The sequence below is a fragment of the Clostridium sp. YIM B02506 genome (assembly GCF_022324845.1).
Lineage (GTDB): Bacteria > Bacillota > Clostridia > Clostridiales > Clostridiaceae > Clostridium_T > Clostridium_T intestinale.
The window spans coordinates 1-1,598 of sequence record NZ_JAKGTG010000065.1; the positions used below are offsets into that span (position 1 = coordinate 1).

General features: G+C 32.5%; 1 protein-coding gene. It reads left to right on the plus strand.

From position 1 onward, the window contains the following. Positions 1 to 147 precede the first annotated feature (147 nt). The gene (locus L1S49_RS23050; RefSeq protein WP_238907695.1) at positions 148 to 1,449 is read left to right on the plus strand and encodes an IS4 family transposase; all 1,302 of its coding nucleotides are present in this window, start codon (positions 148 to 150) and stop codon (positions 1,447 to 1,449) included. Positions 1,450 to 1,598: the final 149 nt, after the last annotated feature.

Here is a 1,598-nt window from a genome sequence, read left to right on the forward strand (position 1 = left end):
CAATGTCATTAAGTTAAGATGATACACTCAAAGAGTAGAGTATGTAGAAATACATGCCCTGCTTTTTTTTATAAGAAATTTTCAAAAAAAGTATTGACAAAAGTTTTGAAAAATGTGGCGAAGCCCCTTATTACAGGAGGTGACGCAATGAACACAAATGCAAATAAATTTAAAAACTATATATTAGAAATCATTAAAGAGATGTCAAATACTCCAGAAGAATTTACTGTTTCAGATAGTACTTGCTTTTGTAGAAATAGAAAATTTGATTTCTCTACTTTAATGCAGTTCATTTTGTCTTTTGGAAGTAACAGTTTAGGACATGAAATTGGTGAATTCTTTGAATATAAAGAAGGGTTTCCTACTGTATCAGCATTTGTTCAACAACGAAAAAAGCTGAGTTATACGGCTCTGGAACATCTATTTCATAAATTCAATAAGCAAACCGATTTAGAACCATCTTTATTCAACGGGTATCGCCTTTTGGCGATTGACGGAAGTGATTTGACGCTTCCTTATAACCCAAAAGAAGAAAATGTTATTGGAGATAATCATGTTTCAACTTTACATCTAAATGCACTTTTTGATGTATGCAGTAAAAAATTTATAGATGCAATTGTCCAAAAAGGACTAAAAGAAAATGAATGTGGTGCTGCATGTGACCTGGTTGATCGTATCACAGAAAAGTACCCAGCTATTATTATAGCTGATAGAGGATATGAGAATTATAATTTATTCGCACATATTGAAGAGAGGCTTTTTGATTATGTAATTCGAGTTAAAGACATAAAAAGCACAGGCATGCTGTCAGGAATGGAACTGCCAGAATTGGATGAGTTTGATGTTACTAAAAAAGTTGTTATTACGCGACATTCCACAGGACCAGCAGCAATTAATCCCAAAAAATATAAATATTTTTCAAAACGCAGCAGGTTTGACTACATTGAAAACAGTAAAAGTCCAGATTACGAATTGGAAATACGGTTTGTTAGATTTAAACTTGCCGATGGCAACTATGAATCTTTGGCAACTAGTCTTCCAGAAAATCTATTTACTGTAGAAGATTTGAAATCTATTTATAAGCAACGTTGGGGAATTGAAACTGGATTTAGAGAGATAAAGTATATTCTTGGTCTAAGATCATTCCATTCAAAACAAGAAAACTCAATCCTACAGGAAATATATGCCAGATTACTCATGTATAATTTTAGTATGTGTATAACCATGAATATCATCCCAAAAGAAAAAGACCGCAGGTATCAACTACAGGTCAATTTCACACAAGCCACCAAAATCTGTCTAAACTTTTTCAAATATAGAGGAAAGGAGCCTGCTTATGATATAGAAACTACTATTCAACGGTTTGTACTTCCCATAAGACCAAACCGAAAACGACAGCGTGTAACTGCCGGAACATGTGCTGTTTCTTTTAATTATAGATTAGCATAAATTTCTAAAAATATAAACTTTTTTTACTCCTCCAAACGAAGGAGTTATTTTGATGCAAAAAAATTCAATTATTCTTAAGAAAAGAAGTGCAGAGGGTATCTTATATTCCGGTAGATATCCTCTGCATAAATTATCAAATATGTTCAATG